We start from the raw sequence: 25,996 nt of genomic DNA on the forward strand, positions 1-25,996 counted from the left end.
AACTATTTTATAAAATTAATTGAATACGTTTTAATGTTTCCTTTCATGTCTTCCACAACAAGTTTGAACCGGTGTTTTCCAACTGTTGTACGTTCATCGAAAGAATGCCATAAGGTAGCAGTTTTCGTGTCAAATTCCATCAAAACCCAATTTCCATCAATATAGCCATTAAAGCTTTTAATTCCGGAAAGGTTGTCACGGATTTTGAAAATCATTTTTGCTATACCAGCCATTTTTTTTGCCATCGGCGATGTTAACCGGGACAACAGATGGAGGAATCGTATCAACAGCGATATAATAACTGCCAAAATTCCGTGGAGTAGCTTTCACATAACCGTTTTCGAAAACACCACCCTGTGATCCTCCACTAGTGCTTACAATCACTGCTTTATCTTTTAGCGAACCTAAGCGGGCATCCGCTTTAATCCATAAATCAAACCCGATATGTAATGGGGTAAGGGTATTGTGGATTTGATAAACCGGAGAATATGCACCCTTTGCAGGTTCTGGTTTAACTTTATATACCAGGTTGAAATCATTGTATAAAGTTCCTTTTGGCAAAACTACTTTGACACCAGCGGTAGAAAACTCATTCTCTTTATTATAAAAGAACGGGATGCCGTCCGGTTGATCTGGTGTAGAAATAACTGCTTGCCCATCAGATCTTACGGTAAATGGCAAGATACTTTTATTCCCTTTAGCATCTGTAACGATATACTTCAGCTCATGTCTGCTGATCCTTAAATTCAATTCTGCCATTGTTAACCAGGTTGCTATAGATCTGCAAAGGATTCCCCGGATCTACAAAACTTTTCTGGATACTCCTTTTTGTGGTCATAAAAGCCGGGTAATCAATATGCGAATTAATCGCCTTGCTGTTTTCAAAAGCAAACTTCTCTAAAGACGAAGTATAGACAGTGTTGCCATCCACTTCCAGTTCAATGGAATAGACTCCGTTAATTCCCGAAGCCCCATTGTGTCTGTCTGTTGCCGTAATTCCAAATCCAACTTCACCACTTACGTTTACGGGATCTGCTTTCGCCGGCGCATATTTCCCAGCTCCGCCAGTCACCTGGATTAAAGTTTTAGGGGTATATTCACTGAAAGGTTTTTTATTCAGCTTATACACGTATAAAGCATAAATAACCGGTGGAATATTATCAGGAATCTGAATTCCGAATAACTGCGGGTTGATTGTGTTTTCTGTTTTAGAATCCCTGATTTCAAAATGAAGATGCGGGCCCCCTGAACTTCCCCGGTTTCCGGAATAAGCAATTACATCACCCTTATGAACCGGGAATGCGTCAGCAACAGGGAATTCATCCAGTTCAAAAGTTTTTTTCTGATACTGTAAAGCTTTCACTGCCTCTGCAATTTTAGGTGCAAAGCGTGATATGTGGCCATAAACTGAAGTATATCCATTAGGATGTACTAAGTATATAGCCTGACCAAACCCGCTATTCTGAACCCTCATTCTGGAAACATAGCCATCAGCAATCGCATGAACAGGATAACCTTCACGCTGATTGGTACGGAAATCTATTCCCGAATGAAAGTGATTACCTCTAAGTTCACCAAAAGAACCAGCCAGTGCCGGAGGAACAATGTCAAGTGGCGGACGGAAATCTACCAGCGGATATTTATTATTACTAAAAATTTGTTGTGCCTGAGTACTGATTGCAAATACAAAAAGAAGAAACAGGAAAATGCTTTTTTTGATCATCAAAATTATTTTTATCGTCGAAATTCAGGAATTGCTCTTCGCCTATCCAGGCTTCGAGTTTATCACCCGGATGAACCTGGCCAACTCCTTCAGGAGTTCCGGTAAAAATCAGGTCTCCTTTTTTTAAAGTGATGTATTGTGAAACGAATGAAATAATTTTTTCAAAAGAGAACAGGATATTTTTTGTATTCCCATTCTGACGGGTTTCTCCATTTACTTTCAATTCAAACTGTATATCGTTTAAGTCTTTTAACTGAGTTTTAGGAATAAAATTGCTTACAGCAGCTGAGTTATCGAAAGCTTTGGCCAGTTCCCATGGTAATCCTTTTTCTTTAAGTGCAGATTGAAGATCACGTGCTGTAAAATCGATACCCAAACCAATTTCATCATAGTAATTAGCAGCAAATTTTTCTGCAATATGTTTTCCTTCTTTATTGATTTTAATTACAACTTCCAGCTCGTAGTGAACATCTGATGAAAAATCCGGAATGTAAAAAGGTTTATTGTCTTTAAGTACTGCCGCCGTTTCGGGCTTCATAAAGATTACCGGACTGGATGGGAGCGGGTTGTTTAATTCTTTAGCGTGTGCAGCGTAGTTACGGCCAATAGCAATTATCTTCATTGTGATAGGTATATAAAAAATTCTTTTATCGGAACATGCAGGTAGCATGATGCGTAAAAGTAAATTATATCCTTTAAAAAAAAGATTGATAAGGAAATTAAAATAAGCTCTTAAAGAATAGAAATGCGTTTTACCACTGTTTCTGAGCCAGCAACAAAACGAAGGAAGTAGATACCACTGTTCAGGCGGTTAGGAATGGTAAAGGTTTTAGTTTGTTCTCCGGCAGATAAACGTTCGTTAGATAACGTAACAACTTCATTGCCCAGCAAATCCATTATTTTAATAGACAGGTTAGATTCGCGCTCTAAACGTAAAGTAAGATTGATCTGATCGTCTACCGGATTAGGATAAACTTTAAGTACTGTAAGAATTTTATCAGGTCTGCCATTACCCGATCTGCCATGTGAAATCAGACTGTTATATGGTGTAAATGATGATCCAGGTAAATAACTTGGTTTGTAAGATGGAACCTCACCTCTGATTTGAGGGGTTCTGACGATTCTTTTGTATTTGGAATTAATGTTGATACTGTCAGAACGCTGAGCAAAAACTGTTGTTCCACAGCATATACTGATGCAAAAAATGCAAAGTATGTAAATCAGTGAGATCGTTTTAGTTTTTGTATTCATCTATTGCAACAAAAGTAGTGAATAATTCTACACAATAATTAAAGTTTTTTTCATCAGGACAATATTTAACACATTTTAACAGTTGTCAAATCCTGAATCCCACTTAGTGTCTTTTTTACGCATATTTTTCGCCAGACTATGGAGTTTTTTTATTGATTTCTTTATTTTTTTTATATAAATATCAAAATACTAAATATGAATCATAGTAGTATCGTTTTTACACATAATAGTACGGTATAATGACATCGTATTGCATCTCAGGGAATTGTTTTTATAATTTCGAAGCCGTTATCAATCAACTAACCTATTTTATGAAAAAAAGATTTTTACTATTTCTCCTGTGCATTCTTGCCGGGACACTTACACTGCATGCTCAGTGGTCTGCCGGACTAGAAGCAGGCTACAACAAGAACTATCTCTTTACCAACACTGGTTTCAGGGCCTTTACCGAATATAAGCCTTTAGGTGGATTTAATATTGGTATCCCTGTAAAATACACGTTTAATAACTGGTTTGGTATACAGGCTGATCCTCAGTTTATCCAGAAAAATTATAAGATGGAGAGATCCGGTTTTTTTGAGGGTGTTTATCAGAAAAACACTAACAGTTATATCCAATTACCTCTGATGGCTCATTTTACATTTGGTGGTGAGAAAATCAAAGGTTTTTTTAACCTCGGGGGGTATGCGGGTTACTGGACTTCATCCCATATCAAAGGGACTCAGCTAAATACTTTTTCTCAATCAAATGATCTTCCGGATGACTTTCAATCTAAAAGACTCCTTGATTTTGAACAAGGTTATAATTATGATGAGAAATATGAATTTGACAAACGCAAGGATCGCCGGATTGAATTGGGCTTAATGGCCGGAACCGGTGTAAGCTATCAGCTAAAACCCCGGTATGAACTTTTCGCAGAAGGGAGATACTACAGGGCATTGACTGATCAGCAGAAAAACTATATGCTCAATCAGATTCCCCGTTACAACGACACATTTACAATTCAGGTGGGTTGTATGTACCGTTTAGGCAAATAAGCCTCTTTTCTAATTTATTCATCATTATTAAAATATTATGAACCCGATTTTTATCATTTTTTATATAAAAATATATTCCAGTTTATCCTGGGAATCTTTGTCATCAGTACAGTAACCTCATGCCGGAAAGAGCTGCCGCAGGTCAATCAGCCTGAACGTTATATTTCCGGTAATTTTAGTGAGGCATTTGAAGCGTACTGGAATGGAATGAACAATAATTATGTCTTTTGGGATATAGATCCGACTAATTGGGATGACGTTTACAAAAAGTATCAGCCATTATTTGCTAAGATGAACATCAATGATTCTACGGATGTAAGAAAATCCTATACTTATTTTAAGGAAATGACCTCGAAGCTTGTGGATTCACATTATGCACTGGCGATAAACAGTAAATATGTAAAAGATTCGGCAACTTATATTAGCCCATCTGATTTAAGGCATCAGAAGCAACCGGACTATCATGGTAGCATCAATCCTAACTTCTTTTACAACAGTATTCCTGCAAAATATCTTGATCCTGGTTCTGTAAAAGGCTTTGTCAATTTTCCTGATGGAAGCCAGTTCTTTGCTATTTCAGGAAAGATTAAAAATAATATTCTATATCTGCACTTTAACAGTTTCAAACTCAATACAGTCATTAATGCTACAACCGCAAATAATGCTCAGAAAGTGTTGAAATACTATTTTGATCAGATAAAAAGCACACCAAATCTTAAAGGTCTGATCCTCGATGTGAGAAGTAACGGTGGCGGTGCATTAGCCGATCTGGATTTGCTGATAGGTGCTTTAACGGACAAGGCTTTTGAGATTGGTGCGACAAGAGCGAAAGGTGGTATGGGACGTCTGGATTATACGCCATGGATACCGGCATCTGTTCATCCGGCTAAAGAAGCGAAAGCGTTTACAGCTCCGATTGTTGTTCTGGCAGATTTAAATTCAGTGAGTATGGCCGAGATGACTACGATGGCATTGAAAGCATTACCGACAAATAACGCAACATTTGTTGGTGAACGTACCTGGGGAGGTAATGGTCCACTTTACTCAAATGACGATTTTTTCAATGGCGGACAGTTTAAAACTGATTTTTTGAGTCTGGTTTATACTTCGACTTTGATGCTGCGCTATAAGGATGGTAAAATCTATGAAGGAATAGGTTTTCCGCCTGATGTAGAAGTGAAATATAATAAAGCTGCGCTGGATGCAGGAAATGATCCTCAGCTGGAGAAAGCGATCAGTTTGATTCCGCAATAAGGTTAATTAAAGGTCTTTTTTTTAATACTCCTTAAAGCCGTCCTCTATGTATATAGAGGACGGCTTTTTGCATGTTATAATACTAGTTGAAGCAAGTTGGAGGCGAGTTTAAGGCAGTATACTAACTGTGTTTGAAGCGGGTCTGATACGGGTCTGATACGGGTCTGAAACGCCTCGACCCGTTTCAGACCCGTATCAGACCCGCTTCAAAGGCGTATTAAACTGAAGTGAAGTATAATTTTGATATTTTGTTTTAATTTTATTTTTATAATGTATTTAAATGTCTATATTGTTAATATGATATAGTTAATATAAAAATTAAGATTATGGCAGTATTCAAAAAAGGTTCAAATGATGGCTTTATTGGCAGGATTGGTAATACGGTGACCTATATGCGGTATGGAAAGCTTGAGAAGAGAACAATTGGTTTACGAACAGATAAACCTACTATCCCGGTATTGAGAAGCAGGCAGGTAACTGCCTGCCTTGACTACTGCTTTATTGAAACCTGTTAAAGCATTTATTGCTGTTGGATTTGAACTGGAAGGAAAACTGGAGCTTAAAAGTTATTATACCGTAGCAACCTCATATAATCGGTTAAATGCAATTACAGGTACCTATCCTAAGCAGAAGATCGACTTTGCAAAAGTTCTGTTTAGCCACGGTAAAATGGCGGTCACACCAAACGTTTCTGTAAACCCGACAGAGAAAGGTTTGGTCTTTAACTGGGATGCAAGTTTTACGGCAAAAGAGATAAGTGGAAATGATCAGGTCATGCTGATGGCCTATTCTCCAGGAAAGCCTGGCACCGTATTTCAATTGAATGCTGGCAGAAGAAGCGAAGGAACAGCTAGCTTATCCATCCGAAAAAGGAGAAAACCACTATTGCTGGAAACTTATATCTCATTTATCTCTGAAAATAGAAAAAGAGTTTCTAATAGTATTTATACGGGTCAGATTATCTGGTAAAGAGATTGATTGCTTCTATAAGCCGCTCATCAATCAGTTCACATAGAAAAACAAACAATTATGGCAATCTTAAAGCAAGGCTCAATAGGAATATTCACCGGACAAATAGGTGCATTGGTAATTTCTAAATGGAAAGATGTATATGTTGGGAAAAGTAAACCAAGATCATCTTCGAAAAAACCTACAGTTTTATTGAAAACCCAGCAGGCTAAGTTCAAAATAGCTGGTGAATTTTTGCGTATGGTTAAGTCTGTGGTTCTTTTTAGTTTTCAAAAGGTACCTAAAAATATGACCGCGATGAACTATGCAATGTGTTATAATCTAAATAATTCAATTAGCGGCATATATCCGGATTTTACTTTGGACTATGCAAATGTGAAATTAAGTCAACCTACCGATTATACTACTGAAATTGATAATGGGTTTAATGTATTAGGAACGGCATCCGGCAAAAAGATCAGAATATCATGGGAAGATGATGATATGCCGGAGTATGATGAAACAAAACCTACAGACCGGGCTTATTGTTTTATATATCATTCGGGAAAGAATATATCTATTGATCCGATACCTCCGCAAAGAAGTGAGTTAGGCATAGAGGTTAATTTGCCGCCTGTATTTGTTGGCGAGGTGCACGTATGGATTTTCTTTGCGTCTGAGGATTATAAATTTGTGTCAGAGACACAGTATCTGGGAGAGTTTAATGTGGATGCTTGATTGGTTATTTGATATAGTGAGGGTTCAACTCCCGGAAGAATTCGGGGAGTTGAACTTTAATAGGGATAAATTGCAAAAAGGTGCAGTTAGCCAAATGCCTTGGGATGATCACGCCTGCAATCATTAATCTGGAAAGACGAGAAGCCGAGGGGGGAACTTCGCTTATATCATTATTTTTACTGTGACGCTCCGATAGATTATGTACAGGTAATTCTTTTTTTCATTAAATGATAATTTTGACTAGAGTTTTGTTAACTTTAATTGTTTGATATTCAATTCATTTCAAATCTAAAAAGTTATGGCTTTCAAAGCAAAATTACACTTTTCGGACAGTGACTGTTGTATGCTTTCATTTGTTCATCTCTTTGGTCAAAACTCTGAACCAAAACAAAAAATCCCTTACAGAGAAGAAGCCTGTGTTATTAAAATCGGTATTTTTAATTGTACATCGTCAGCAGTATAAACGCTTAGTCTTAAAAATTCTAAATTCTTATGGAGTATAAATTAAAAATAGAAATTAATATAGAAGGGACTCCTATACCCATTTTTAGTAGTTTTGATTTACACCAGCGCTTCAATGATCATCATACATTTGAATTGTGTGTGAATCTTGATCAGGTAGAGCTTCCCGGATCTCTTTCACTGAATAATTCCAGAGGATTTATTGGTAAAAGCATAACCGTAGAGTTTGGGAAAACTAATGGTTATGAAACCCAGTTTTTGGGGTTGATTACTAAAGTGGAAATCGCTCAGGGACATGGTTTAATGGGGGATGTTATTCTGAGTGGGTTCAGTCCAACTATTGTTATTGTTATTGACAGAGGACCAGATTTGGGTTCATATCTAAATAAAAACCTAGAGTCTATTGTAAGTCAGGTTACGAATGGAATTATCGTAAATAGTTTGCATTTGCAAATAAATCCTACGATGACAGCTCCTATTGATTATATTATTCAATATCAGGAAAGTGATTTCAATTTCATTAACCGGCTTTCTGCGCAATACCATGAGTGGTTTTATTATGATGGGAGAGAACTTATATTCGGAAAACCAGACAAGCTTAAAGAGGTGCAGCTGGTATATGGCCGTGACTTGAACAATATCCGTTATGGTATACAGATTGCTCCGCTTAAGTACAATAAATTTTCATACTATGCAAAAGAAGATCAGTTATTAAACGCTGATGGAGAGGGGCGGGTTTCGGGAACTGGTGATTTGTCTCAGGCTATCGCAGCTTCAAATCAGGTCTATTCTGATACCTATGGACAAGCATTAACTACACGTGCTGACAGTAGTATGGCCATTAATAAAGCAGTCCAAAATGAACAAGACAGCTTGATTGCTGATCTCTTGCATATCCATTGTAAGGGAGATAACCCTAAAGTTGCAATAGGTGTAATTGTCAATATTAGTAGAAGTGTTCGTAAAATTAACGATTTCATTATTGAAGATTTTGGTAAGTTTTTAGTCACTTCTATATCTCACCATATTGATGGGGTTGGAAGATATCACAATACTTTTGATGCTGTGTCTTCAGATACCGAGCGAATCAAAGTCGATTCTGTGAAATATCCGCAACCAGATATGCAAATTGCCAATGTAGTTGAAAACAATGATCCTGATGGACAAGGCCGTGTTAAAGTAAAGTTTAAGTGGTTGTGTAGCTGTAATGATGTATCAGAATGGCTTAGAGTATTGACACCTGATGCTGGTAACAGCGATAAGGTGAATCTAAACAGAGGATTTGTATTTATTCCCGAAGTTGGTGATCAGGTGATGGTCGCCTTTGAAGAAGGCAATGTAGGTCGTCGTCCTCTAGTAATTGGCAGTTTATTTCATGGTAAAAATGGCGGCGGCGGCGGTACCTCGAATAATACTAAAAGTATTACTACCAGAAGCGGACATACCGTCGAATTAAATGATGGGGGCAGTGGTACTCATATTATCATTCGTGATCCCTCTGGAAATGAAATCTTTCTTGATACGCAAGGTAAAAATATTACGATTACATCACCTGAGACAATTACGCTGAATGCTAAAAATATCGTTATGAATGCTGATGAAAATATTACAAAAACTGCTGGGAAAAATGTTGCCACCTCAGCTGGTGCAACGGTTAGCACCACTGCAGGCGTAGATATTCGTCAAACAGCAACTAAGGACTTTACAATGATGGCTACTAACATTATAGGTACGGCAGATGAAAATGTAACTCATAATGCGAGTAACAGTATTACCAAAAGAGGGCAGACTATCAGCGCTTCGGCGACAGAAGAAGATTTTAAATTGTACAGCTCCAAAAAGTAGTGAATACGAGTGGTGAAAAAGGTAAGTTATTTTAATTAGCAAAATCATGGGGGATATCATTTTTACAGCTAAAAAAATAACTGAACAATCGCGTATAGCCACGTGGATTGCAGATGGAGGTGATATGAATTTGAGCGCTCTGGGTGTTGTAAGCCAAAAAGGAGATGCAGGTGTAGATCTTTTGATTGGACAGGTACCAGACAAACCAGCAATAGAAACTAAATCGAAATGTATTGCTCAATTCAGGCCAAATAGTAGCTGGAAGGGGAAGTTTGGTTTTGACTGGTATAGAATTGGTGATACTAATTTGGACGGGGATGTCTTATTTGACGATCTTATTGGACAGTATTATCTTAAAGATCCCAATGCTGCAGATTCCAGGCGCAATAACAATCCTAATTCATGGACTAAATTTTTTCAAAATGATCCTCAACCTTTGGCCTTCACTAGATATGAAAGATTAGTAGCATTAAAGGCACTTTATGGATGGTTTAATATTCGCTTGAAAAAGATAAGGATGGTAAACCGGTAAACAAAGCATATTTTATTCCTCGTCTGGCCCTTTTTCCCAGAACTACGGATCCTGTTACTAAGAAAGTAGTTGAAAGTGGAGAAGCGGAACTGAAATTACTGATTGAGTTTGAGAAAATTAATGGAAAAGTCACTAAACCGTTGCGTTTGCAGTTTGAAATGGATGGTGTAGTGATGGATGAAAAGCATCCTTTAGTTAGTGTTGAACCTGCTATTGTTCTTCAGGATAAAATAGGCAATAAAGTGAATATTAAGATAACCTGTAAAGATACCTTTGATACGGACAAAGAGCTGGAAATATGGGCGGTTACAAAGGATAAAGACGGAACAGAAGAGAGTGAACTGGCGGGAAAATTAATTGTAATAGCACCTAAAAAGCGAATGACATTAGATGTTGTAGTGGTAAGAGTGAAAACTAGTGCGGGAAAAGGAAGCGCTAAAAGTTTAAATATATTCCAAAGAAATTTGAGGCAAGCATTGATAGATGTGAATGTTGTAACTATGGATACTAATAGTATTCCAATCTCTTTGGATCTGACCAACCCGGCGAATAATTATAATAGTATTAATTTTAATACTGAATATGAGGTGAGTGTTGGCGATATCAAAAAAACATCGGGGCAAAGTATTGAATTGGAAGATTTGCTTAGCCATCAGCTTGAGAAAATATACCCCGGTAAATTTACCAATCATTTTAAACTATTTTTCCTGAATAATTCATGCGGGACTGAAGATGTAAAAGATGGTAGTGGAGCTATAATAAGTCAAAAGAACAAAGCTGGGTATTCCAAGCTTGATACAACTTATGGCATAATGTTTAGCACGCATAATGATTCAACTATTGGTCATGAATGTATGCATGGACTAGGTTTACATCATACGTTTTTTGATGAAAGGTTTACATATAAAGCCCTTAAAACAGATAATATTATGGATTATTCTCAATTGACTTTAGATACTGTTACTGGATCTCCAAACAGTCCTATAGAGCGGGTTAGTTCATTCTATTGGCAATGGGGGATAATTAAAAAAAAAAAAAATCAATCAAGCATGAACAAGAAATTAGGGATCATAGTTGTAGTATTATTAATTACCAGCTGTACAACAAATTATCTGGCAATGGGACAAAAAACAATGAATGGAATGTTTGAAAAGTTCGATATACAAGATTATAAAAATAAGAGCAGAGACAGTAAGGAAGATCAGGATCTCAATGATTTTACATTGAAAGATGGAACAAGAATTATAAGATCAGGGGCCTCGTATGGTTTTGACGAAGAGCAAATTTCCGCTAAGCCTGATTTCTACAAAATAGTAAAAGAATTTTATCCTTCCGGATCAATTAAACAAAAAGGATACATGTTTGGGAATCTCTCTCTTGGAGCAAACAGCATCAAAATAGGAAAATGGTATTATTTTAATGAACAGGATAAACTAGACAAAGAAGTAGACGAGGATAAAAAATTTGAGCTTTCGGATATCATGAATTATTGGTTTTTTTGGATAAGGAAGGGCTAATTAACATTCATAATGGTAAAAATCGTGAGAATCTTTATGTAGAATTTATAGAAAAAACGGGTGGGGAGAAAATCTGGAAGGTCAAAATTATTATTGAGCACCTTTCTAGTTCTGAAGAAAGGGCAATTCAATATCTGCTTGATGGAAATACCGGTAAAATTCTTAAAAAGGACAAGTTTATCATTAATAGTGTAGAGTAGTTTACAGATTTGATTATAATGAAAACCTGGAATAGCATAGAGAATTTCTCATTCTTAGTATATTTTGGATTTATGATTGTAAGGTCAATCACATGAATGATAAACCAGAAATATTGAGCCCTAAGTTTGAAAAATTTGATATAGTGAGTTTTATAAGCAGGAATTTGGCTAAAAAGGGTGATGAAACTCCTAATGAGTTTAAACTTTTGGATGGGACCAGAATTTTTAGAAGTGGTAATGAACGTTATGGATTTAGTGAAGAGCAGATTTTAGCCAAGCCTCATTTTTATAAGATAATTAAAGAATTTTATCCTTCGGGTTATATCAAAGAAAAAGGGCGCATGTTTGGTGATATTTCCCCATGTGCAAATTGTGTGAAAATTGGAATCTGGTATTATTTTGACCCCCAGGGCAAACAGGATAAAGTAGTCGATGAAGATAAGAAAATTGGATCTTTTGGCTATAAAGAGCTATTGCACTTTCTGCAAAAAGAAGGATTTGTTGATGTAAATAGTGGTAAAAACCGTGAAAATCTATATGTCCAATTTGTTGAAAGTGCGGATGCAAAAAAAGGTGGGAAGTACAAATAGTTACGGAGCATGTTTCCAACGCTTATGATAAAGGGTGGGGATATAGTATTGATGGAAATACAGGAAAAGTTCTTAAAAAGGACAAATTTATAACTAGGTACACAGAGTTAGGTTATCATCATCTTAATCAATATGGACGCACCGGTACAAAAGAAACTATTGCAATTTATCCCTCTCCAATCTGTAAAACATATGGAGTGGTATTTAAATTTGGTGTTCAGTATCAGGTACATTATGAGATAGAAGTTTCCTGGATAAGAGAATTAAATGAGGCTTCTTTTTTATTTGAATTGGATAAAAAACAAGTTTATATAAACAACAAAGCTCCTGATAAAATAGTAGACAAATTAGCGGAGGAAATGGGAAAGATCCTTTATCCTCTTCAGATTGTAACAAATAAGTATGGCTTTCTCACAGGGATCGCAAATATAGGAGTAGTCAGAGAAAGATGGCTGGTGCAAAAGAAAAGCATTGTACAGCGTTATGAAGGTAAAATAAGTGATGATGCCATAGCAGCTATGGACTCTTCGCTTTCTGACCTGGGGGGCTTAATCGAAACTATAAAAAAAGATTGGTTTATAGCCCTTTTGTTTTCTGGTATCTATGGGTTGAAGCAGGGAGATTCTAAAGAACCCATTGGGTTTAAACTGCCATTTTTATACCTTATTCGCCATTGGTTAACTATGATGGTGTCCGTGAAATCACAGAGACTCATAATTCCAGCAAATGTTTTTGTATAACTTATAATGGCCAGGCAGCACAATTATGGGGCACTAAAAAATCTGAAGGAATATTCAATGCTGAATTCAGCTTGTATCATGAAGACTTCACAGTGAGATCGATTGTAGGAGAAGGTACATTCTGTTTGCCCGGCGGGGAAAATAAAACTACCAGTTTTGAGATTTATCATTTACCTGAAAAAGATAAGATGTTAAATACCAGCTTTGAAAAAGAAGAGGCAGGGGCTGAGAGAACAGAAGTTAAGAAGAGTTTTTGGAACATATTCAAATAAACACGATGAGTGAGAAACATTTAGTCTGTAATGGTGCTGTTTGCCAGTGTAAATTCGGCACTGCACCTGATAAATTGAAGGTAAAGCAGAAAGATTATTACATCAACGAGGATGAGGCTTCTAAGAAAGCAATAGCCAACACTAAGGAATTGGACAGCCTTTTGAAGCAAATACTTTTGGAAGTTGTAAAAAAATGAATAATAATCCTTGTAAACCAGCAATCACAAAATGGCAGGCCTTTTATGAAAAAGTAACTCTTCATAACGGAGGTAAACCATTACTGGAAGATAGTAAAGCAACCTGTTCTATAGGGGGAAGTCCATGTATTGATATAACGTTTCATGGGCAAACAGCCCAGCCAACATCTCAGCAAGCAGGCAAAGTGAATGAAGATGTGCAGGCACAATTAAATATCCTGGTTAATATAAAGGAAGCAGGAAGCCGGGTTATCCTGATACCGGTTAATTAATAAAGATAATAGTGATGTCCGAAAAAAAAAAGCAGAGAAAAAGGCAAATGCAGACTTGCATGTTCTTGTTAAACCAAAAGCCGGGGAGGATTATGATCCATCCTTCGGGCTCTTAAAGCTGCAGAAGGGAGGAGTTTATTTTTCTGTATCTATTAAAGAGTACAGTGATGAATTGAAGAAAATTGATGCAGATGAACTGGATGCCAAAAAATTCATTGATAGTAAATTGGTTAGTAATGAAGATTATCAGAAACTAACAGCTCCGCAAAAAAGCACCTATGATGCCAACATATTGGCCTACAATAAAAATGTCGAAAACAGAGAGAAGCGGAGAATTAGTTTAAAGGAATCTTATAAAACGGTTTGCTGGGCCTGGCAGTTAGCAGGGAATGGCGTAGAAAGCAGTTTGCTGGTTTTAAATGAAGCTCTTGGTATCGGTATTGAGAGTGACATTGGCAGGTCTGGTCATCGGCAAATTTATTATCCTACTCTATTAGAAGGTGGGGGACTAACATGGTTGGAACCATTTTTTAAGGAAAAACAACCAAAAGGAAAAATACCTCATGGCTGTTATGTCTCTGCCATTGGTTCACCTGATATTATTGATACCATCTGGACTGATATGGACAATAATCCAATTGAAGATACAGAAGTGCAATTTGGGTCCTGCTTAATATTACATGTTTATATACAAGGGCCTTGTATGGACAGGAGCTGTCTATAAAATTAGTAGACAGGGATATCTTTGATCCCAATGACGATTTGAAACTTACTAATAATAAAGATATCCTGGATAAATTTGTCTTTATTAAAGAAGTGAATGTTATTAAGGCGCTAGCATTTGAAGTTGGCAAACCAGGTGTATCTGGTACTTTACTGGATCCGGGGCAGGATGTAAACAGTAAAGTTTTTAAATCTACATCCTTTGTGCAAAAATGCAAATTCACTGTATTTATTGATCCGGCCTGGAAATCAGAAGCGGGAAGCAGTTTGAAGATATTTCCTGTGATCAGGTCTGGGGCAACGGCCAAATATTTTGAGAATTTCCCCCGTAAGTTTCTTACGATTACTGAGAACGGTAAAAAACATGAAGATTCATCTACTAAATCAAATAATCCTATTCTGGTTGATGAAGTAGAAACCAATGTTGCTGCTTTTCATCCTTGCGGATATACTGTTGTAACAGCAAAAAATAATGAAAGAGATTTTGAAATGTATAATCAAAAATCAAAGGTTTTTGAAGATAGATTTGAGGTGGTTGCAGGAACTATCTTTACGCAGGAAGTTTCCATAGCTTTAGACGAGAAGTCTTCAACAGATGACTGCAGATTTAAAAAAGATCCTAATCGTTACCATAAAGATCATGTTTTTAAAATTGTTAGTTATCCGGAGAAAACAATCGGAAAAGCTGGGGGACACAAAGCTCCATCAGATTTTTCAATAACAAGTAATACTAAGATTAGTGTTGGCGGAATTTCTAAAAAGGAGAAGCATGTTATCTATATGGATGATATCGAGCTAGAGTTTAAGGAGGATCCTAAAGATAGAAAACTTACACTTTTATCCAGGTTCGTTTATAATTCAGAACCACTTCCCGGTGATTTGCCATATATTCTCAGGTATTTCTGGACGGGAAAAGGAGGGAGCACCTGTGAATATGTAATTAATATTAATAGTTGCAGACATGAATGTCAAACAATTAGGGTAATAACATATCCTGATATTAAATGGAGCTTGCGTCTCGATTATAAAAATTTGAAAGCTGAGAATATTAAGGAATCCAAAGAAATAGTATCCAACCAGACCTATAAAGATACGAAGGCTGCAAAGTTTAAAAGAGAACCCACATCATGGGTCACTCCAGATAAACAGGGCAGAAGCTTTGGACTGAGTCTGAAAGCTAAGTTTAATAATAAGCCTGCCGGATATCAGTTAAAAGGAGATAAAACTTTCTCTGTAGCAAAAAATGATGGTGAAGAATGGGATGTTACTGACGAGGTTACCAAGAAAATAGAAGATGCGGTAAAACCCATTAATGATATATTAGAATTTCTTGATAAGACCTTTAGTGGTAAAAGAAATAATGCTGGTGGGGGAGACACACCTACAGAGGAAAATAAGAAAGCGCTGGATCAGGTTAAAAATAATCCCCGTAATAAAGCGCTTATGGATCTTAGTAAGGAATTTGACAGCAATAAAAATAAACTGCTGAATAATCCGGTTGATTCTAAAGAATACAGAGATGCAGAGAAAAACAACCAGCTTCTACAAAGAAAGATGGATAGCAGAAGTTCTTCGCTGGATTTAAAACTCACAAGACCAGTTGTAGGTGTAGAACTGTACTGGCCGGAATTTGGTTTAGAATTTGACTGGAGCCGGGTTCCGGTTAAGAATAAAGGGTATGAATATAAGTTTAACAAGACCGGTGTTCTTTTAGAAGGTGTTCTGGAAGCAAAACCACTGATCGGTATAAAGGCTTATCTTGATTTCTTAGCATTGGTTCAGCGTGCACACCCCATCGCACTAGCAATAATTGCTGCTGCGGACATTGCTATGGCATTGATTGGAGATGGGAGTAAAATCACTTTGGAACTTTCGGCATCAATGATCCTTAGTGGGAAGTTACAAGGCTTTTTTAACACCGAAACGGGAGAGAATTCGTTTAATAGTGAAGACAGGGATGCTAATAGTAAAGCTCTGAGTGAAATAGGGGGGGAAATCGTTATTAAAGTTACGGCTAGTGTTAAAATGGCACTTACCAAACGTGCTTTGTTTATTATTGTAAAGGCTGAATTAGAGGTAGGGGTAGAAGCGGAAGCAAAGTTTAATGCGAAAACGGGAATAGATTACGATGATCATGGTATCTTTATTGCTCCCGAATTATCTTTTGATGGGATTCAGTTGAAAGGTAAAGCTAATATTAAAGGATCTGTTAATGTCAAAAAGAATGATTGGCTTAAAGTCGATTCTAAAAATGAATTTGTTTATCAGGCCATCGATAGACAAAAGCCAGAAAAAATAGGTAAAATTTATATTAAAGCATTTGAATAGATGAGAAAAATACACTTTGTTAGCCTTTTCATGGGCATTTTATTAATAGGTAATCAATCATGTAGTCAGAATAAAAAAGTAATGGACGAAAAAGCAACAACAATTTTAGGGAATCTTTATAAAGATGTTAATTCAGAGATCAGGCTGTAAATTATCATGCCGAAATACAGATTGGCGGCTGTGCTTTTGAAGTACTTGTAAATGATATGCCGGTTTATAGGTATGCAGGGAATGATGGTTCTGGCAGTATCGGATTAAGCGCACCTATAAACACCAACATTTTGAAATCGGGGCTACAAACCTGGGAAGTCAGGGTCTTTCCTCCCGAGCTGAATGGTAAAAGACTTACTTCACTCCCAGAAGGCGTTAAATTGGAATTGTCCATAGAGATATTAAAATTTAGAGCAGATGGTGTTGATCAGGGAGCTGTGCCTGTAAAATTGATAGAAACACCTAAAAAAGAGAAGGATGGTAAACAAATCTATGCTGATGCTGGAAAGCCTTTTATGGTTTATAGGGGAACATTTAATGCTGAAGTTCCTTATGAATTAGAGGGCTGGGCGAAAAGTGTAGATTTAGCTAAAGAAGATAGTACAGCATTGAAAAAAGAGCTTATTGCTGAGTATGAAAAGTACAGAGGCTGGCTTCAACACCATGATGGAGATAAGCTAGCTAATGGTGTGTTAAAAAGAGAGAAGGAAACGGCGCAGTCTCTTTTTTATGATAAAGCAATGAATGACGATTTCTTAAAAACATTTCTTTCAACCTATATTACTGAAAAATTAACGATGTACCCGTTGGAACATTATAAGATGGTGTTCTCTGGAAATGGGAAAATGGTTAGTCTGGAGAGAGTTGACCATATCTATGATCCGGCTTTAGCTGGTTGGTACCTGGTGAAAAAAGACGATGAAGAGACAAATATGCTGAATACTTATTACCTTAATTTTCATCGTCCAAAGGCAGGTTCTGGTTTGGAGGTAATCAGGTAGTTAAACGAAATGAATTACATTGTTTCCTATGCCTTTTTAATTGTGTCAGCGGTCAGCTTCTATTTTGTTGTGAAACATATCAGAAAATTGTACCACTTTTTTAAGCACGGATTTCGTACAGTAGCTACTGTTTATGAACTAGTGGAAGCACATGATCCTCATATTCAGGAACGTGGATACCTGCCTGTTATCACATTTAAATCGCATCATGGAATGATAGTAAAAGTAACCTCCACTTTTTTTTGCAACGAACTTGAGGGGGACCCAAAATTGCAGATTGGTTACCAGTTTGAAATTATTTATCAGACGAAAGATCTACATAGTATGGTAGAAGTGTCCAAGCTTAAAGGTCAAATTATGACATACGTTATAGTTGCTATATTTCCTGGTTTGATACTTCTGAGCTGGATAATTTCCTGTTTTTTTAAATAATAATATGATTTCCCTGGGGGATTGATCAATCTCGATTTGGTAGCAGCATCTCCATAATAATCAGGAGAATTTAATTTTCAACAATGTTTCTGTTTTAGAAAATTTCACCTTCTCATGGTAGGATAAAATCTAAGTTGACAGATTGGAAAACTGGGGAGTGTAGATACTGCCTTCACACTCCCGGTATATCTCTTCAAATATATGGTGTATCGAATACGAATACTATAAATAGATGGAGCTTTAAGCTGTAATTACTTGGCAGATCTTAAAAGCTCTACTTTTTCTTTTTCACTTTGCAATAAACGCTCGTAGAGGTTCTTGTTCTCAGTTTGTAAGGCTTCCAGCTTTTCAAGCGTTTCAACCCATTTATCAATAGGATTAATTGCGCAATCGGTATAGATAATATCACCTCCTGCTACTAATGCACCAACCCCAGAATTTGAACCTTCAAAATTAGTATTAATGTTAAGGAGCGCTGTTTCTTCATCAAAGTTTCTGATTGCCTGTTCAGGAACTTTTAATACCTTTGCTATCTCAGCCAGAACATCATCATCAATTTTCTCTTTTGATTCTAAAACAGAAACCCGTTTTTGACTCCAATCCCCTCCCAATTCAAACGCAAGCCCCTCCTGCTTAATAGAGAGCATTTCTCTAAATCTCTTTACATTTCGGCCTTCATGCACCTTTTTTGAACGATTTTTTTCAGTAGTACTCATATTGATTGATCAGGTTTAGAATTCAAAGGTAATACAATCCTTCAGCAGATTGGTTAAATAAAGAAACGAATTCTATTCCTAATAACATATACTAATTCCCCGTTTAAATTATTCAGCAGAATATAATAAGGCCGTATTAAAATTAGGATAAGGATACTGTAGTTGAGATTAACATTCATATCTGTTAAAGATATAATACAGGCTACCTACTTTTAACATCTGATTATGACATGTATTTAAGAGGTTAAATAATTCTAAAATAAATAATTCCAGTTCAATGGCCGAAACTAACCGTATTGAATATAAACAAGAACTTACAGACTCGTTAGAGAAAGAAGTAAACAAACAGGTTTTGGATAAAATTGATTTGGAGAATAAAACAATTACCCTGATTACTGCAAAAGAAAGAAAAGAAACCAGGTTTTGGAATCCGATTGCTTTACGTGAGGCCGTAATTAATGCGTTTGTACATAACGATTACACTAGTGAAGTACCACCTAAGTTTGAGATTTTTGATGATAGGATTGAAATTACATCAACTTGCAGTTTGCCTGATGAACTGAGTCTTGAAGAGTTTTTTGAAGGGTTTTCTGTACCAAGAAATAAAGAGATCATGCGGATTTATAAAGATCTGGATCTAGTTGAACAATTAGGTTCAGGTATACCTCGTATATTGGAGTCTTATGATAAGCAATGTTTTAAGTTCTCAGATCATTTTTTGAGAATGTCTTTTCCAATTAACAAGGAAACAGATGATAGCGTAATTAATTATGTTCCAATAGGGGCTACTATAGGTGGTGCAATAGGTGGTGCAATATTAAATCTAACAGATAGACAAGAAGAGGTGTTGGCAATTATAAAAGCTGATCAGACTATTAGTTATAGAGCGATTGCTGAACAATTAAAAATCAATGAATCGGCAGTATTGAAACACATTGATCTTTTGAAAGAAAAAGGATATCTCACACGAATTGGTGGTACAAGAGGGTATTGGCAAATTATGAAAAAATGATGTCCTTTTGATGTCAAAACTAGAGCTAACATTAAAATGTACATGTTTTTAATGCCAGCTCATAGGTAAATAAACGAACAACCCCGTCTTCTGATCATTTCAAAAGACGGGGTTGTTTGTTTTATCATTAGAGCTTTTACGCCGGGTTATTCTTTACATTCAGCTTACTATGGTGAAAGCCATATAAGAAATAAACTACCAGTCCTATAACCAGCCAGATTCCAAATCCGATCCAGTTAGAAATACCCAGTTCACACATCATATATAAACAGCTCAGTAAACCTAGTACCGGGATCAGAGATAAGTTATGAGTGATACAGAAATAAGTGATCACTACACAAATCACAAAGAAGATCCACATTGGGATTTTATGTTTAAATAAAGCCCAGCCACTTTCAAATTTCTTATCAGCACTTACTGCGCTATTCTCTATAAAACTCTTATACTGCTCAGTAGTAAGGCTATTTAGATAAGCTTCAGAATCAATATTCTTTTCTATAACTATAACATTCAACGTTTTTTTGCTCCGCTTTAATTTCATCCTTCACACTATTCAGCTCATTTTTATCAAGCGAGGTAATGAAACTTATAGGGTCATGTACCTTTGTCTCATTCGTAATAAAAGCCGTTGTTTCCGCTTTAAAAAAGATGAAACCAGAAATGATTGCACCAATAAATACAACAGGGATGATGAACTTTGAATTCACATAAGGAGTTTTGAACTTACCCCTTGGAATATCTGTTTTGTTTTGTAAAACCAATACACCAGCACATACCAGCACGAAAGCAAATAGTGTACCTATTGAACATAAATCCGTAACGATAGTCAGGTTCATAAACAATGAAGGCACGGCAACGACAAACCCGACAACAATAGTCGCAAATGAAGGCGTTTTATAAACAGGGTGGATCTTCGAAAATCTTTTAGGTAGTAGACCATCGCGGCTCATACTCATCCAGATTCTTGGTTGCCCCATTTGGAAAACAAGCAATACACTCGCCATCGCAAATACAGCACTCACCGCAATAATCCCGCTCATCAGTTTCAGGTTGATATGATCAAATACAAAAGCCAGCGGATCACCTACAGCCAGCAGGTCATATCTTACAATTCCTGTCAATACCAGCGCAATAGCTACATAAAGAACCGTACATATAATAATCGCCCACATCATACCTCTTGGTAAATCCCGCTGCGGGTTTTTACACTCTTCGGCAGTCGTAGAGATCGCATCAAAACCAATATAAGCAAAGAAGACGGCTGAAACACCTTTAAGGATACCAGAAACACCGTTTGGTGCAAATGGGTTCCAGTTCTCCGTATCTATATAGAATACACCTACGGAAAGAACCAGTAAAATCACAGCCAGTTTGACAATTACCATGGCGTTACTTGCATTTTTAGACTCTTTCATCCCTCTGTAAACCAGCCAGGTAATCAAAATGATGATTCCTAAAGCAGGTAAATCAGCTACAATATGGAAACCACCAATTGTAGGCTGTAGCCCATGCGTTGTTCGCAATACGGGTTGCATCATCCAGGTTAGCAAAACTCTTACCTGCATTTAATAAGGCCTCAGCATGTTTGTGGCCATTAAAAGCGGTCAGGTAATCCATAGTCGTCCAGTCGGGAAGGTTGATCCCGTTGATGCCTAATGCCGGTATTCGGATGGAAGAGAGCAGCCCAGTGAAGTAATCGGACCAGGATATCGCGACGGTAATATTTCCGATCGCATATTCCATAATCAGTGACCATCCTATAATCCAGGCTACCAATTCGCCAAAGGCTACATAAGAATAAGTATAGGCACTACCCGAAACCGGTACCATAGAAGCAAACTCTGCATAAGCAAAGGCAGCAAAACTACAGGCCACGGCCGTGAAAATAAATAAGAAAATTACAGCAGGGCCACCATCGGCACTTGCCTTTCCAATCGTACTGAAAATCCCCGCACCAATAATGGCGGCAATTCCAAAAGCAGTAAGATCTCTTACACCCAGTGTTTTATTTAGAGATGCGCCATGATCGCCATAGCCCTTTTCGGCATCTTCTAATATTTTAGTAACGGACTTTTTTCTGAAAAGATTTTCAAACATAATGGGCAATTTGGTTAGATGGTTTTGCTTTAGGTTAAATAGGCGCCTGTTTATATTTCATAATAGGCGCCTATTTGCTCAAAGTATAAAAAATTAATCTAATTTATCTAATTCATCCTTTACAAAGGAAGCGAGCTCTTTAATATATCCGCTGCTAAAGTCAAATTTAATACCCGCAGTTTCATAAATCTCATTCATTGGTTTTGTATAGCCTAATGCCAATGCGTCAAGATATTGTTGTAGTGCTTTTTCAGGGTTCTCTTTATAGTTTTTCCAGATCGCAATAGCGCCTAACTGTGCAATTGCATATTCTATATAATAGAAAGGAACCTGGTAAAGATGCAGTTGTTTCTGCCAGATATTACCAAACTCCTGATCCAGTCCATCCAATTCAATTCGAAAGCCTGCCAAATCTTTCATAGATCTGTTTAAAGGCAACCTCTCTGTCGGCTGCGTTATGTGTAGGGTTTGTATAAATCCAGTGCTGAAACTGATCGATTACGGCTACCCATGGCAAGGTCTTTAAGACATCCTGCAGTTGCTCTTTTTTCGCACGGATCAGATCTGCCGGGTTATCAAAATAGATATCCCACTGATCCATGGAAATCAGTTCCATACTCATCGATGCTAACTCTGCAACTTCCGAAGGACAATGTTTAAAGTCATTGAGTTCAAGGTTTGCAGTCAGGAAAGTATGGATCGCGTGTCCGCCTTCATGAATCATCGTAGTCAGATCTCTTAATGAACCTGCTGAGTTCATGAAAATAAAAGGAGCGCCTGTTTCTGCAAGCGGATAATTATATCCCCCTGGTGCTTTACCTTTTCTGCTTTCTACATCAAACAGGTTATTCGCTTTCATGATCGAAAGCATCTGACCTAGTTTAGGATCAATCGCAGTGAAAGCAGCAATACTTTTTTCGATCAGCTCTTCACCATTTCTGAATGGTTTCAATGCTGCTTTCCCAGAAGTGCTTACTTCCATATCCCATGGTTTCAATTCTTCAAGGCCCAATAATTCTGCTCTTTTTTCAGCTTGTTCTTTTAAAATCGGAACGATTTCTTTTTCTATAGCTTCAGAGAAGGCATAACAATCCTTAACACTATAATCAAACCGGCCTAAAGCCTGGAACATATAATCTCTGTAGTTTTCGAATCCTGCGTTCAGGGCTACCTGATGACGCATCACTACCAATTCATCGAACACAATGTTCAAAGCATCTTTATCTACCAGGCGACGTTGCTGTATAGTTTCCCATGCCTGCTGACGCACAGCTCTGCTAATATCTTTGGTCAGGACAGCTGCCTGTTCAAGCGTGTACTCCTGATCATTGATGACCACACTCATTGCACCAGTAGTTGACTGGTATTGTTGTTGTGTAATTTGCAGTTTAGTGAACATTCAACGTTCTCTCATCTCTGTAGATTTCAAGTGCTTTTTTTATGGCTCTTAAATAAACAAAGTATTTAGTCTGATCAAGCTCGTCTATGAAAGGACTTTCTACAAGTTTCTTGTTTAATAAATTCGCAATAGGAGAGATTTTTGGTTCAATTTCAGTTGCAAAATATTGAAAGCTGCTAACCAGTTCTTCATTTGCTGTATCACAGGTCATTTTAATATATCTCCACGCAAAATCTTCTTCCAGTGCGGCTTCAAATTCACTTTTGTCTTTCAGCCATTTTTCCAGACCGGCAACATCAGCGATTTCTCTGTTCAGCAATTCATCCAGTACAGGAGAAAGGTTCTCCCATTTAATTTCAAGTGTCTGAGGGATATAGGTCCTGGTTTTTTTCGGTATAATAAGATTGATCATCGTTCTAAAATTTGAAAATTGTTCTTAAAAAAGCATCCAGCAAAAAGCAGGCTGCAAAAATCACAGAGGCGAATCCGTTAGTGGTTGCAAATGCCCTTGTTCACTTTACTGATGTCATTAGGTTTGACCAGCAGATGCTGATAAATTAACATCGAACAAAAGAAAGTCACACCCAGATAATAGGCCCAGCTAAAGGTAGAAAATACGATAGGTAAGATGACACAAATAGCAGACAGAACATGTAAAAATTCAGATAGTCTGAGTGCTTTTTTACGGCCGATTGCCGAGGGGATAGAATGTAATTTTTCTCCCTTATCAAACTCTTCATCCTGCAAAGCATAGATAATATCGAAACCGCTTACCCAGAATAATACAGCAAGCGAATATAATACAGGAACCAATGCAAATTCACCGGTTACGGCAATATAGGCACCAATAGGAGCGAGGGATAAACCCAGTCCAAGAACCAGGTGACATAATGCTGTGAACCTTTTTGTATAACTATAAAATAAGACTACAAACAGGGCGACAGGTGAAAGATATAAACATAATGGATTAATGAATGCTGTAGTGATAATGAAAAGCACACAGTTAATGATTACAAATATCAAAGCTTCATTAGCGGATACTTTTCCGGCAGGTATGTCACGCATATTGGTACGTGGGTTTTTAGCATCAATATCTCTGTCAAGATACCTGTTAAAGGCCATTGCAGAATTTCTGGCAAATACCATACAAAGGAGTACTAACAACAAAATCACCCAGTTGAAAGGGTGATCGGTAGTTGTAACTCCTAAAAAGAAACCAATCATCGCAAAAGGTAGTGCGAAAACTGAATGTGCAAAAAGCACAAGTGAAAAATACTTCTTCATTTAAATTATTAATCTTCGTCAGGCGTCAGAATAGGCATTGCAAAATCAAGATTAGTCTGGTCAATGAAATTCAGGATCTCATCTTTTCCAACCAGTTTTTCTGCTGAAGTAGCAAATATTGGCGGGATTTCTTCAAACCATCCTGAAAGTTCTTTTTTGAAAAGAGCGATATTCTGAGTTGTTTTGTTAACTGATTGTTTATCGGACTTTGTAAAGGCGAGAACGAAAGGGATTTGTATCTCTCCCATCCAGCAGCAAAACTCAATATCAATCTTTTGTGGCGGAAGACGACTATCAATTAAAACGAATACACATTGTAAACTTTCTCTCTTGGTGATGTAATTACGGATAAACTTCTCCCAGCTTTCACGGCTGTTTTTAGAAACTTTCGCATAACCGTAACCTGGTAAATCGACGATATACCATTTTTCGTTGACCAAAAAGTGGTTGATTAACTGTGTTTTTCCTGGTTTTTGGGACGTTTTAGCCAATCCGTGCTGATTGACCAGCATATTAATAAGGGATGACTTTCCTACGTTAGAGCGGCCAATAAAAGCATATTCGGGCATGTTGGCTACTGGCAGTGCCGATATCTTGGTATTACTGCAAATAAATGTTGCTGATTTTATAATCATTTGACAAAGGTAGAAAATTAGTTTTCAACAATACTTATCTTTGCCCCACACCATGAACGAAAAAATAACTCCATACCAATCTGCTACAATTACGAAAAAGGAAAAGGAACAGGTGACTACAATGTTCGATAACATTGCCGGAACTTATGACTTCCTGAATCACTTTCTTTCGATAGGAATAGACATCCTATGGCGCAAGAAGGCCATTCGCGAGTTGTCAGCGTTAAAGCCACAGCATATTCTGGATGTGGCAACAGGAACGGGTGACTTTGCTTTTGAAGCGATCAAAATACTTCATCCTAAAAAAATAACGGGGGTAGATATTTCTGCCGGAATGCTTGATGTAGCCCGCAGAAAAATTGCAGAACGCAATTTACAGGATACTTTTAGTGTAGAAATCGGAGATTCGGAAGGTCTTAAGTTTGAAGACAACCATTTTGACGCGATTACAGTTGCATTCGGAGTGAGGAACTATCAGAACCTTGAACAGGGGTTGTCAGACATGCTGCGGGTATTAAAACCAGGCGGTAAAGTCGTGATTCTTGAGTTTTCAAAACCTGTGGTATTCCCGGTTAAACAACTGTATAATTTTTACTTTAAATATGTATTACCATTTTTTGGGAAGATATTTTCTAAGGATGCCAGGGCATACACTTATTTAAATGAATCGGCAGTTGCATTTCCTGATGGAAAGTCTTTTATTGCAGTGATGGATAAAGTGGGTTATAAAACTACAAAACACAGGCCCCTGACATTTGGGATCAGTACAATATATACCGGAATAAAAGGTTAATAGATTC

33 protein-coding genes are annotated in these 25,996 nt (G+C 37.1%); 19 read left to right on the forward strand and 14 right to left on the reverse strand.

What is annotated here, in order from left to right:
• Window positions 1-2 precede the first annotated feature (2 nt).
• The 5 genes from ACWYN3_RS34375 to ACWYN3_RS34395 all read right to left on the reverse strand — a co-directional run bounded on the left by ACWYN3_RS34375 (window position 3) and on the right by ACWYN3_RS34395 (window position 2,974).
• On the reverse strand, window positions 3-215 hold the full coding sequence (locus tag ACWYN3_RS34375) for a hypothetical protein (protein WP_456218236.1): 213 nt from the start codon (window positions 213-215) through the stop codon (window positions 3-5).
• The gene (locus ACWYN3_RS34380; RefSeq protein ID WP_456218237.1) at window positions 196-759 is read right to left on the reverse strand and encodes a hypothetical protein; all 564 of its coding nucleotides are present in this window, start codon (window positions 757-759) and stop codon (window positions 196-198) included. Before ACWYN3_RS34380 ends, ACWYN3_RS34375 begins: the two co-directional genes overlap by 20 nt.
• Window positions 725-1,723, reverse strand: a complete 999-nt coding sequence (locus ACWYN3_RS34385) for a M23 family metallopeptidase (RefSeq protein WP_456223253.1) — start codon at window positions 1,721-1,723, stop codon at window positions 725-727. Before ACWYN3_RS34385 ends, ACWYN3_RS34380 begins: the two co-directional genes overlap by 35 nt.
• Complete coding sequence (locus ACWYN3_RS34390) at window positions 1,650-2,345, reverse strand: fumarylacetoacetate hydrolase family protein (protein WP_456218238.1); 696 nt, start codon at window positions 2,343-2,345, stop codon at window positions 1,650-1,652. Before ACWYN3_RS34390 ends, ACWYN3_RS34385 begins: the two co-directional genes overlap by 74 nt.
• A 110-nt stretch (window positions 2,346-2,455) precedes the next feature.
• Window positions 2,456-2,974 (reverse strand): T9SS type A sorting domain-containing protein, encoded by a 519-nt coding sequence (locus ACWYN3_RS34395; protein ID WP_456218239.1) that lies wholly within the window; start codon window positions 2,972-2,974, stop codon window positions 2,456-2,458.
• A 311-nt stretch (window positions 2,975-3,285) separates the two neighbouring features.
• On the opposite strand from ACWYN3_RS34395, the gene ACWYN3_RS34400 reads away from it, so the two are divergent.
• The 17 genes from ACWYN3_RS34400 to ACWYN3_RS34480 all read left to right on the forward strand — a co-directional run bounded on the left by ACWYN3_RS34400 (window position 3,286) and on the right by ACWYN3_RS34480 (window position 17,621).
• Entirely contained in the window at window positions 3,286-4,011 is a 726-nt protein-coding gene (locus tag ACWYN3_RS34400) for a porin family protein (RefSeq protein WP_456218240.1), read from the forward strand.
• Window positions 4,012-4,173: 162 nt separating this feature from the next.
• Window positions 4,174-5,265: a S41 family peptidase gene (locus tag ACWYN3_RS34405; protein ID WP_456223254.1), complete on the forward strand. Its 1,092-nt coding sequence runs from the start codon at window positions 4,174-4,176 to the stop codon at window positions 5,263-5,265.
• Between the two features lie 326 nt (window positions 5,266-5,591).
• Window positions 5,592-5,780: a hypothetical protein gene (locus ACWYN3_RS34410; protein WP_456218241.1), complete on the forward strand. Its 189-nt coding sequence runs from the start codon at window positions 5,592-5,594 to the stop codon at window positions 5,778-5,780.
• On the forward strand, window positions 5,752-6,234 hold the full coding sequence (locus ACWYN3_RS34415) for a DUF6266 family protein (protein WP_456218242.1): 483 nt from the start codon (window positions 5,752-5,754) through the stop codon (window positions 6,232-6,234). The genes ACWYN3_RS34410 and ACWYN3_RS34415 overlap by 29 nt, the downstream gene beginning before the upstream one ends.
• A gap of 60 nt (window positions 6,235-6,294) precedes the next feature.
• On the forward strand, window positions 6,295-6,951 hold the full coding sequence (locus tag ACWYN3_RS34420) for a DUF6266 family protein (RefSeq protein ID WP_456218243.1): 657 nt from the start codon (window positions 6,295-6,297) through the stop codon (window positions 6,949-6,951).
• 492 nt (window positions 6,952-7,443) lie between these two features.
• A complete protein-coding gene (locus ACWYN3_RS34425; protein WP_456218244.1) occupies window positions 7,444-9,258 on the forward strand; it encodes a type VI secretion system Vgr family protein in 1,815 nt (604 codons plus the stop codon).
• Between the two features lie 46 nt (window positions 9,259-9,304).
• The gene (locus ACWYN3_RS34430) at window positions 9,305-9,790 is read left to right on the forward strand and encodes a hypothetical protein (RefSeq protein ID WP_456218245.1); all 486 of its coding nucleotides are present in this window, start codon (window positions 9,305-9,307) and stop codon (window positions 9,788-9,790) included.
• 158 nt (window positions 9,791-9,948) lie between these two features.
• Window positions 9,949-11,307 carry a hypothetical protein gene (locus ACWYN3_RS34435; protein WP_456218246.1) on the forward strand — a complete coding sequence of 453 codons (1,359 nt, stop codon included), beginning with the start codon at window positions 9,949-9,951 and terminating at the stop codon, window positions 11,305-11,307.
• The gene (locus ACWYN3_RS34440; RefSeq protein WP_456218247.1) at window positions 11,289-11,507 is read left to right on the forward strand and encodes a hypothetical protein; all 219 of its coding nucleotides are present in this window, start codon (window positions 11,289-11,291) and stop codon (window positions 11,505-11,507) included. The genes ACWYN3_RS34435 and ACWYN3_RS34440 overlap by 19 nt, the downstream gene beginning before the upstream one ends.
• Before the next feature lie 92 nt (window positions 11,508-11,599).
• Window positions 11,600-12,097, forward strand: a complete 498-nt coding sequence (locus tag ACWYN3_RS34445) for a hypothetical protein (RefSeq protein WP_456218248.1) — start codon at window positions 11,600-11,602, stop codon at window positions 12,095-12,097.
• Between the two features lie 197 nt (window positions 12,098-12,294).
• Window positions 12,295-12,837 (forward strand): hypothetical protein, encoded by a 543-nt coding sequence (locus ACWYN3_RS34450; protein WP_456218249.1) that lies wholly within the window; start codon window positions 12,295-12,297, stop codon window positions 12,835-12,837.
• Between the two features lie 92 nt (window positions 12,838-12,929).
• Complete coding sequence (locus tag ACWYN3_RS34455) at window positions 12,930-13,109, forward strand: hypothetical protein (protein WP_456218250.1); 180 nt, start codon at window positions 12,930-12,932, stop codon at window positions 13,107-13,109.
• 5 nt (window positions 13,110-13,114) lie between these two features.
• Window positions 13,115-13,306, forward strand: a complete 192-nt coding sequence (locus ACWYN3_RS34460; protein WP_456218251.1) for a hypothetical protein — start codon at window positions 13,115-13,117, stop codon at window positions 13,304-13,306.
• Window positions 13,303-13,578: a PAAR-like protein gene (locus ACWYN3_RS34465; protein WP_456218252.1), complete on the forward strand. Its 276-nt coding sequence runs from the start codon at window positions 13,303-13,305 to the stop codon at window positions 13,576-13,578. The genes ACWYN3_RS34460 and ACWYN3_RS34465 overlap by 4 nt, the downstream gene beginning before the upstream one ends.
• A 55-nt stretch (window positions 13,579-13,633) precedes the next feature.
• A complete protein-coding gene (locus tag ACWYN3_RS34470; protein WP_456218253.1) occupies window positions 13,634-14,302 on the forward strand; it encodes a hypothetical protein in 669 nt (222 codons plus the stop codon).
• Window positions 14,278-16,629, forward strand: coding sequence for a hypothetical protein (locus tag ACWYN3_RS34475; protein ID WP_456218254.1), 2,352 nt, complete (start codon window positions 14,278-14,280; stop codon window positions 16,627-16,629). The genes ACWYN3_RS34470 and ACWYN3_RS34475 overlap by 25 nt, the downstream gene beginning before the upstream one ends.
• A gap of 206 nt (window positions 16,630-16,835) precedes the next feature.
• On the forward strand, window positions 16,836-17,621 hold the full coding sequence (locus ACWYN3_RS34480; RefSeq protein WP_456218255.1) for a hypothetical protein: 786 nt from the start codon (window positions 16,836-16,838) through the stop codon (window positions 17,619-17,621).
• 683 nt (window positions 17,622-18,304) lie between these two features.
• On the opposite strand, the gene ACWYN3_RS34485 is transcribed toward ACWYN3_RS34480, so the two are convergent.
• Entirely contained in the window at window positions 18,305-18,769 is a 465-nt protein-coding gene (locus tag ACWYN3_RS34485) for a helix-turn-helix domain-containing protein (protein ID WP_456218256.1), read from the reverse strand.
• Between the two features lie 277 nt (window positions 18,770-19,046).
• On the opposite strand from ACWYN3_RS34485, the gene ACWYN3_RS34490 reads away from it, so the two are divergent.
• Complete coding sequence (locus tag ACWYN3_RS34490) at window positions 19,047-19,781, forward strand: ATP-binding protein (protein ID WP_456218257.1); 735 nt, start codon at window positions 19,047-19,049, stop codon at window positions 19,779-19,781.
• Between the two features lie 136 nt (window positions 19,782-19,917).
• Here ACWYN3_RS34490 and ACWYN3_RS34495 read toward each other — a convergent pair whose 3' ends face one another.
• The 8 genes from ACWYN3_RS34495 to yihA form a co-directional block, all read right to left on the reverse strand.
• Window positions 19,918-20,295 (reverse strand): amino acid permease C-terminal domain-containing protein, encoded by a 378-nt coding sequence (locus ACWYN3_RS34495; protein ID WP_456218258.1) that lies wholly within the window; start codon window positions 20,293-20,295, stop codon window positions 19,918-19,920.
• On the reverse strand, window positions 20,264-21,346 hold the full coding sequence (locus tag ACWYN3_RS34500; protein ID WP_456218259.1) for an APC family permease: 1,083 nt from the start codon (window positions 21,344-21,346) through the stop codon (window positions 20,264-20,266). The genes ACWYN3_RS34495 and ACWYN3_RS34500 overlap by 32 nt, the downstream gene beginning before the upstream one ends.
• Complete coding sequence (locus ACWYN3_RS34505; RefSeq protein ID WP_456218260.1) at window positions 21,249-21,878, reverse strand: amino acid permease; 630 nt, start codon at window positions 21,876-21,878, stop codon at window positions 21,249-21,251. Before ACWYN3_RS34505 ends, ACWYN3_RS34500 begins: the two co-directional genes overlap by 98 nt.
• A gap of 93 nt (window positions 21,879-21,971) precedes the next feature.
• Complete coding sequence (locus tag ACWYN3_RS34510; protein ID WP_456218261.1) at window positions 21,972-22,298, reverse strand: M3 family metallopeptidase; 327 nt, start codon at window positions 22,296-22,298, stop codon at window positions 21,972-21,974.
• Window positions 22,270-23,277, reverse strand: coding sequence for a M3 family metallopeptidase (locus tag ACWYN3_RS34515; protein ID WP_456218262.1), 1,008 nt, complete (start codon window positions 23,275-23,277; stop codon window positions 22,270-22,272). The genes ACWYN3_RS34510 and ACWYN3_RS34515 overlap by 29 nt, the downstream gene beginning before the upstream one ends.
• Complete coding sequence (locus tag ACWYN3_RS34520; protein ID WP_456218263.1) at window positions 23,267-23,689, reverse strand: hypothetical protein; 423 nt, start codon at window positions 23,687-23,689, stop codon at window positions 23,267-23,269. Before ACWYN3_RS34520 ends, ACWYN3_RS34515 begins: the two co-directional genes overlap by 11 nt.
• A 77-nt stretch (window positions 23,690-23,766) precedes the next feature.
• The gene (locus tag ACWYN3_RS34525; protein WP_456218264.1) at window positions 23,767-24,561 is read right to left on the reverse strand and encodes a UbiA-like polyprenyltransferase; all 795 of its coding nucleotides are present in this window, start codon (window positions 24,559-24,561) and stop codon (window positions 23,767-23,769) included.
• An 8-nt stretch (window positions 24,562-24,569) separates the two neighbouring features.
• On the reverse strand, window positions 24,570-25,196 hold the full coding sequence (gene yihA, locus ACWYN3_RS34530; protein ID WP_456218265.1) for a ribosome biogenesis GTP-binding protein YihA/YsxC: 627 nt from the start codon (window positions 25,194-25,196) through the stop codon (window positions 24,570-24,572).
• A gap of 52 nt (window positions 25,197-25,248) precedes the next feature.
• On the opposite strand from yihA, the gene ubiE reads away from it, so the two are divergent.
• Window positions 25,249-25,989, forward strand: coding sequence for a bifunctional demethylmenaquinone methyltransferase/2-methoxy-6-polyprenyl-1,4-benzoquinol methylase UbiE (ubiE, locus tag ACWYN3_RS34535; RefSeq protein WP_456218266.1), 741 nt, complete (start codon window positions 25,249-25,251; stop codon window positions 25,987-25,989).
• Window positions 25,990-25,996 lie beyond the last annotated feature (7 nt).

Source organism: Pedobacter sp. NJ-S-72, from assembly GCF_053890575.1.

Excerpts from the sequence above, each read along its gene's own strand:
- ubiE (WP_456218266.1), top strand. The coding sequence starts at position 25,249 with ATGAACGAAAAAATAACTCCATACCAATCTGCTACAATTACGAAAAAG.
- ACWYN3_RS34490 (WP_456218257.1), top strand. The coding sequence starts at position 19,047 with ATGGCCGAAACTAACCGTATTGAATATAAACAAGAACTTACAGACTCG.
- ACWYN3_RS34380 (WP_456218237.1), bottom strand. The coding sequence starts at position 759 with ATGGCAGAATTGAATTTAAGGATCAGCAGACATGAGCTGAAGTATATC.
- ACWYN3_RS34425 (WP_456218244.1), top strand. The coding sequence starts at position 7,444 with ATGGAGTATAAATTAAAAATAGAAATTAATATAGAAGGGACTCCTATA.
- ACWYN3_RS34460 (WP_456218251.1), top strand. The coding sequence starts at position 13,115 with ATGAGTGAGAAACATTTAGTCTGTAATGGTGCTGTTTGCCAGTGTAAA.
- ACWYN3_RS34520 (WP_456218263.1), bottom strand. The coding sequence starts at position 23,689 with ATGATCAATCTTATTATACCGAAAAAAACCAGGACCTATATCCCTCAG.
- ACWYN3_RS34505 (WP_456218260.1), bottom strand. The coding sequence starts at position 21,878 with ATGTTTGAAAATCTTTTCAGAAAAAAGTCCGTTACTAAAATATTAGAA.
- ACWYN3_RS34510 (WP_456218261.1), bottom strand. The coding sequence starts at position 22,298 with ATGAAAGATTTGGCAGGCTTTCGAATTGAATTGGATGGACTGGATCAG.
- ACWYN3_RS34430 (WP_456218245.1), top strand. The coding sequence starts at position 9,305 with ATGGGGGATATCATTTTTACAGCTAAAAAAATAACTGAACAATCGCGT.
- ACWYN3_RS34395 (WP_456218239.1), bottom strand. The coding sequence starts at position 2,974 with ATGAATACAAAAACTAAAACGATCTCACTGATTTACATACTTTGCATT.
- ACWYN3_RS34465 (WP_456218252.1), top strand. The coding sequence starts at position 13,303 with ATGAATAATAATCCTTGTAAACCAGCAATCACAAAATGGCAGGCCTTT.
- ACWYN3_RS34410 (WP_456218241.1), top strand. The coding sequence starts at position 5,592 with ATGGCAGTATTCAAAAAAGGTTCAAATGATGGCTTTATTGGCAGGATT.
- ACWYN3_RS34385 (WP_456223253.1), bottom strand. The coding sequence starts at position 1,723 with ATGATCAAAAAAAGCATTTTCCTGTTTCTTCTTTTTGTATTTGCAATC.
- ACWYN3_RS34435 (WP_456218246.1), top strand. The coding sequence starts at position 9,949 with ATGGATGGTGTAGTGATGGATGAAAAGCATCCTTTAGTTAGTGTTGAA.
- ACWYN3_RS34525 (WP_456218264.1), bottom strand. The coding sequence starts at position 24,561 with ATGAAGAAGTATTTTTCACTTGTGCTTTTTGCACATTCAGTTTTCGCA.
- ACWYN3_RS34390 (WP_456218238.1), bottom strand. The coding sequence starts at position 2,345 with ATGAAGATAATTGCTATTGGCCGTAACTACGCTGCACACGCTAAAGAA.
- yihA (WP_456218265.1), bottom strand. The coding sequence starts at position 25,196 with ATGATTATAAAATCAGCAACATTTATTTGCAGTAATACCAAGATATCG.
- ACWYN3_RS34480 (WP_456218255.1), top strand. The coding sequence starts at position 16,836 with ATGCCGGTTTATAGGTATGCAGGGAATGATGGTTCTGGCAGTATCGGA.
- ACWYN3_RS34375 (WP_456218236.1), bottom strand. The coding sequence starts at position 215 with ATGATTTTCAAAATCCGTGACAACCTTTCCGGAATTAAAAGCTTTAAT.
- ACWYN3_RS34420 (WP_456218243.1), top strand. The coding sequence starts at position 6,295 with ATGGCAATCTTAAAGCAAGGCTCAATAGGAATATTCACCGGACAAATA.
- ACWYN3_RS34400 (WP_456218240.1), top strand. The coding sequence starts at position 3,286 with ATGAAAAAAAGATTTTTACTATTTCTCCTGTGCATTCTTGCCGGGACA.
- ACWYN3_RS34515 (WP_456218262.1), bottom strand. The coding sequence starts at position 23,277 with ATGTTCACTAAACTGCAAATTACACAACAACAATACCAGTCAACTACT.
- ACWYN3_RS34445 (WP_456218248.1), top strand. The coding sequence starts at position 11,600 with ATGAATGATAAACCAGAAATATTGAGCCCTAAGTTTGAAAAATTTGAT.
- ACWYN3_RS34500 (WP_456218259.1), bottom strand. The coding sequence starts at position 21,346 with ATGCAGGTAAGAGTTTTGCTAACCTGGATGATGCAACCCGTATTGCGA.
- ACWYN3_RS34485 (WP_456218256.1), bottom strand. The coding sequence starts at position 18,769 with ATGAGTACTACTGAAAAAAATCGTTCAAAAAAGGTGCATGAAGGCCGA.